6 protein-coding genes are annotated in these 5,417 nt (G+C 62.0%); all 6 read right to left on the bottom strand.

The features are described 5' to 3' along the window. Positions 1 to 765 (bottom strand): MFS transporter (locus JHD73_RS26325; protein WP_233177162.1); only part of this gene is annotated, 765 nt, incomplete at its 3' end. 203 nt (positions 766 to 968) lie between these two features. After that, complete coding sequence (locus JHD73_RS26330; protein WP_199033098.1) at positions 969 to 1,553, bottom strand: phage virion morphogenesis protein; 585 nt, start codon at positions 1,551 to 1,553, stop codon at positions 969 to 971. A 48-nt stretch (positions 1,554 to 1,601) separates the two neighbouring features. Beyond that, positions 1,602 to 2,882, bottom strand: coding sequence for a PBECR2 nuclease fold domain-containing protein (locus tag JHD73_RS26335; RefSeq protein WP_199033099.1), 1,281 nt, complete (start codon positions 2,880 to 2,882; stop codon positions 1,602 to 1,604). After that, complete coding sequence (locus JHD73_RS26340) at positions 2,879 to 3,169, bottom strand: ASCH domain-containing protein (RefSeq protein ID WP_368735561.1); 291 nt, start codon at positions 3,167 to 3,169, stop codon at positions 2,879 to 2,881. The genes JHD73_RS26335 and JHD73_RS26340 overlap by 4 nt, the downstream gene beginning before the upstream one ends. Continuing rightward, positions 3,162 to 4,718, bottom strand: a complete 1,557-nt coding sequence (locus JHD73_RS26345) for a DUF935 domain-containing protein (RefSeq protein WP_199033101.1) — start codon at positions 4,716 to 4,718, stop codon at positions 3,162 to 3,164. Before JHD73_RS26345 ends, JHD73_RS26340 begins: the two co-directional genes overlap by 8 nt. After that, positions 4,711 to 5,417 (bottom strand): phage terminase large subunit (gene terL, locus JHD73_RS26350; RefSeq protein WP_199033102.1); only part of this gene is annotated, 707 nt, incomplete at its 5' end. The genes JHD73_RS26345 and terL, both read right to left, overlap by 8 nt.

Raw genomic sequence — 5,417 nt, forward strand, 5'->3', positions numbered from 1 at the left:
CAAGTTATAGCTCAACGCCAGACCCGTGCCGCGTGTGCGCGTCGGGAAGATGTCGGCCAGCAATGCCGGCAGTGGCGCCAGGATGGCCGCCAGCAGCACACCCACGATCGCCTGCATGACCAGCAGCGTCCAGAACGTCGGCTGCGCGACCAGCGTGGCGAACATCGGATACGTCGACAGTGCAATCACCACCATCGCGATCGACACCACTCGGATGCTGCCAAAGCGATCCGCCAGCAAGCCGAACGCGGGCGCCATCACCATCAGCATGGCGCCGGTGATCATCGTGCAGACGAGCGACGCGCTGGTGGCGATGTGCAATTGGTTGATGGCGTAGGTCGGCATGTAGACCTTCTGCACGTAATTGAAGGCAGTGACGGCCACCACCACGCCGGCCCCCAGCAGCAGCCCGGGCAGCCCCTGCGTGAGCGTGTCGCGCAGCGGTGAGCGCTCCTGCAGCGCTGCCGGCGCCTCTGCCTGCATGGCAACGAATTCCGGCGTCTCCGGCGTGTGGCGGCGGATGTAGACGCCGATGGGGCCGATCAGCAAACCGAACAAGAACGCCACGCGCCAGCCCCATGCTTCCACCTGCGCGGTGGTCAACGCATATGTGAGCCACGCGCTCAAACCCGCCGCCAGCAACGTCGCCAAGCCCTGCGTGGCCGCCTGCCAGCTCGCGTTGTAGCCCATGCGCTTGCCGTTGGCATGCTCGATCATGAAGGCCGTGGCGGAGCCAAACTCGCCGCCAGCGGAGAAGCCCTGCAAGTAGGGAGGTAGGGGAAACAGGACAGGTCAGAAAGACCAAAAAAAGCCCGAAAGCCGCATAAACACTGGAATCTGGGCCAAGAACCCGAATCCATGATTTCCGGATGAACTCGGGGAGAAGGTGGGGGAAATTCGGGCGCGAAGTCCGGGAAATTGCCACCGCCAAAGCGGATATTCCCCCACTTCAAAGACGCTTCATCGCATCATCGAACGCGGCTCAACACCAATTTGAGGTGGTCGGCCGTCACATCCTCCACCAACTGCCTATCAGAGGCCGGAAAGCCAACCAACGGGCGCGCTGTGAGGCCCGGATGGTTCACGCGCTTACGCACCAGCCCCGCAAAGGCGAGTGCCTTGGCTTTCTTCGGGGTGATCGTATAAGCCTTGGTGCCCAGGTGATGCCACGCGGCTTTCTCGTCGCTGAAGCCAAGGCGCAGCTCCACGCCTGTCACCTGATAGTTGAAGCTGCCCAGCAGGTCGCCGTTCCCGTACAGAATGCGACCGCCGCGACGAGCCTGCACCTTGCGCGCCGTGGCCAAACTCATCTGACCATTCTTGCGAAACGACTTGCCCTGTTGCTGCCAAACCGCCGTGCCGATGGTCAGCGGCGACAACGGCTTCCATTTCGTGCCATCTGGCGCCAGCCCTTGGTCATGACGTGCCTGATTCACCCGAAACAGCGACTCGCCAATGCTTCCCAGCATCTGCTGGGGCGTAATCACTTCCTGGCGCACTGCATTCAACGCTTGCAACAGGTGTTCGGCTTGAAATTCGTAGGTGAGTTGCATGAGGCTGCCCCGTGGTGATGGAGATGCGGCCACGCGTGGCCGCATCTCCTATTTCTTATAGACCAACCGCCCGAGACGCTGTTTATCGAACGCCGCCGCGCGGTCTTCCGGCTTGGCTTCGGTTCCCATGAACGTGGATGCGCCCGTCCATCCGTTGCTGCCCCACTCGAAAGCCGCATAGCCGTATTCGTTGCTGCCTTCCAGCTCGAATGCACGCAGATAGCGGCGCTTGAGGCGCCAGCGGCCGTCGTCGCTGGCATCTTTCACCCAGGCCCACCAGATTTCATCCGGTTCGATGAGCGTCATGGCCAGCAGGTTGACCGACTCGAAATGTCCCGCCTTACTGGCTGCCGCTGGTGCCGTCAGACCGCCCAGGCCGTCTTCAAACAGTGCCTTGGTGATCGCCAGGGTGCTGCCAGCCGCGTCGGTAAAGGCCGCGCCTTCTTCCATCGACGCCCCGAAGACTTCCAGAAAATCCGCCACGGCCACTTCCGGCGCGGTGCCGGCCGGCAGCAACACGCTTTTTGGCACCATCGTTGGTGCGGGCGTGGCAGGCGGCGTGAAGCTGGTGGGCCACTGCGCGCCGCGCTCTTTCAGCACGGCATCGTAGCCCTCCAGCGGCGGCACCGTATGCGGCTCCAGCCACGCCTTGCCTGGGTTGTAGGCAAAGCCAGGATCAATGCCCTTGGGCACGCGCACCGTGCGCGGCGCGCTGCCGTGAGCACCCACCACACGCTCTTCCCATTCGATGGGCGGCGCTTCATCTGGGCCAGTCTTGCCCTGCGCTTCCCACTCGCGCTGCGCTTCGATACGCGACAGCGAATGCGTGCTGCACTGGCAACGCCAGCCGTTTTGCGGCATGTGCGTGTTCCACCAAGGATCAGTGATGGGCAGGACCAACCCATCCCATGCAAGGTGCTGGAGACGCGGGTGTTCAGTGCTGTTGTGCTTGTATCGCAGGTACGGCCGCAGATGCGCCACATCCGTCATCTGTTTCCAACGCCCAGCGTTGTATGCCTGCCGGATGTTGGTGTCGTAGATGATCTTGCTGCGCCAGCCCGGCGCACCGTTGTGTGCCCAGCCGTACTTGGCGACGATGGTGTCGAAGTCTTTGCGGAACTGCGGGTAGCCGGTGCCTTTCTCCTGTGCCTGGCGGATGGCGTTATAGAAGTCCTCCACCAGCCCGTCATGCGCGGCACCAGCCACCACAAAGGCGTGGCTGTGCTGCTCTTGCCAGAGGTCGGTCCAGCCCGAAGACGGCAGGCGGGTTTTGTTTCGGAAGTAGTCGATGGCTTCCGAGAATGGCAGGCGATCAGGTGATGCGCTCACAGCTCCCCTCCAGACACGTCAATGGCGAACACCTCAACCGGATGAGCGCCAAAGTGGGGGTGCGTGATCCGCTCCACTTGATAACCGCGCCACGGCACGGTCAAACGCCGCTCGGCGTCATCCTTCTTCGGGTAACCACGCGTGAGCACGATTCGATCGTAGGTTCGACCCACCAATCGCTTCTGCCAGTAGGCCGTAGTCTCCCGGTATTCGTGCGGCTTCGTGCCTGCCTTGATCTGATCGAAGTAGACGCCTTTGACGGGAATGGTTAGCACACGATCAGTCACCGTTCGCCCCTGCATCCGCACGCCCGGCCAGATTCGCAACGGTCATCCCGAGTGCCATGGCTTCGGCCCACTTCGGGTCGCCCGCCGTCAGCGCTTCGATGCCTGCAATGGCTTCTTCATAGCTGCCCGCGTTCGCCACAATGGCTGCGATCTGCTCAATGTGTGCCTGCTCTCGCGGCACGCACAGCGTGGCCAACTGGGCCGCATACGCGCCAGCGATATCGCCATCTACCGCACCTGCCTTGCTGGCCAGCGCGGCTAGGCGCGTGAGCGCCGCGTCGGCCGGCGCCGATACCGGCTCTGCCTTGGCTGGAACCTTCAACATCGCAGCACCACTGGCAGCGCGCGGAATCTGCATGGCCTTGTGCGCCCAATCCAAGTCGATCTGCATGCCGATGTTGGTCGCTTTGGTCAGCACGTCGGCCATCTTGGATTGGTCTACCGTCTCTTCCGTCAGGTAGCAGAACTTCGGCATGCGCTCTTCAGAGAACATGCCATTGACCAACGCGATGGGCCGCACCAACTGCGTGGTAATGGTCGGTTCGATCTGGCGCACGTCGTGCAGCATGATTTCGCGCCGCACCTTGTCGTGAATGACGCCCAGCGCATTGGTCGCCGTCTTGCCGTCGGCCTGGCTGGTGAGCGTGCCGCCCAGGATGGCTAGCGATTGCTTACGCTCCCAATACGAGATGGAGTTGAGGAAGTCATCGACAGTGCCAGACTTGACCGCTTGGATGAAGTCGATAGTCATGGTGGCCGGCACAACGCCCGCGCCATCGTGGCCGATGTTGCGCACAGCCTTCAGCAGCTCGTCCCGTTGCTTGGGGGTGATGCCAGCCGGATACTTGCCCAGGCGCAGCGGCAGTCCGTAAACCTCCAAGAAGCGCTGCATGTCGCGCACGTTGTAAGCCTTGTAGGCATACGTCCACGCCAGCACGCGGAACAGCGCAGATTTCTCGATATAGCCCGATATAGCGCGGTGCTCGTGCACCACCCATTTCCACGGCCGCAGTGCTTCGGGCAAGCCCATTTTCAGGAACTGCATGGCACCGGATTCCCGGTCCACCTGGAACAGGCGCTGCGGCACCCACAGCAATTCACCGGGCGTCCACGTGCTTCCGGTCTTCCAGTTGATCTCCACCGCCGCAAAGCCTTTGCCAATCGCGTCCGTCAGGTCGTATTGAGCGTCTTCAAAGCGCGGAATCTTGCGCAGAATGTCGGCCAGCTCTTTGTTGCGGTCCAGCTCCGATTGCGTTGCGTCGTCAGGCAGCGTCAATTGCCAGCCCAGGCCCGTCACGGAGCGGCGGCGCTTGGCCAGCTCCGCAAAGATGTGCGAGTCCTGTTCTTCCACTAGCTCATACAGCGCTGCTTGCTCGGTGATATAGCCCTGATCCGCTGCCGCGAAAGCGTTGGCTAGGCGGCTCGGGTCCAGTGTGGTCACCGACATGTAGTTGAGCGAGTTGCCCTGCGTCGCACGGGCTCCAGCTTGTATCGTGTCGAGACCCGAACGCGACACCTTGGCCAGTGCGGCCTTGATCTGCTTAATCATCGTCGTCCCAATCGTTGTTGGCGTCGCCGCGCCGTGCGGATGCCGCCGAGGTGTATTCCCAATCCACGGAGAACTGCGTGGCGACACGCCACAGCATTTCCAAAGCGTCCGGGCCGTCGTCATGGTCGGCTTCCGGGTAGAACTTGAGCTGTTCAATCAGCGTCGATTGGCTGCGGTGCACGCGAATCTTCTGATTGGCCACATGCGGTTGCAGCGAGAGGATGGCCAGCGTCTTGTCCCGTCCGGTTGGCCCTGGGATCGCAGGAAACGCCACGCCTCGCAACGCCGCGCGCTTCAAAAGCTCGGTGTAAAGAAACTCTTGAAACGCAATGGCTTCAACGGACCACGTAATGCATCCGTATTCGGCTTGCAGGTCAATCGCTCGGCTGATGATGAGGTCGGGCACGCGGCGGCACACGTCGGCCTCCACCACGTCCAACACCATGCGCTGCCGGTCTAGCCCCCCGACCAAAATGGCCGAAGGATCGCGCGCCTTGTTGTTCTTGCCCATCGACGGGTCGATGGCGCCGAAGAAAATCCAGTCATTGCGACGGTCTACCCAGAATTGCAGCGTCTTGAACGGAGCCGTGTCGTCGTTTCCGGCCTCGTTCTGCTGTTCCTGGTTGAAGGCATCGTGGTCGGTCGCACGCATGCACATCAGTCGATACAACGGACGTACCTCCGGCCACGAAACCACCG

Origin of the sequence: Ralstonia sp. ASV6 (genome assembly GCF_016429285.1) — a bacterium.
Taxonomy (GTDB): Bacteria; Pseudomonadota; Gammaproteobacteria; order Burkholderiales; family Burkholderiaceae; genus Ralstonia; species Ralstonia flaminis.

What these genes read in the sequence shown, in the direction of transcription:
- JHD73_RS26330 (WP_199033098.1), bottom strand. Translation starts at nt 1,553, where the DNA reads ATGCAACTCACCTACGAATTTCAAGCCGAACACCTGTTGCAAGCGTTG.
- JHD73_RS26345 (WP_199033101.1), bottom strand. Translation starts at nt 4,718, where the DNA reads ATGATTAAGCAGATCAAGGCCGCACTGGCCAAGGTGTCGCGTTCGGGT.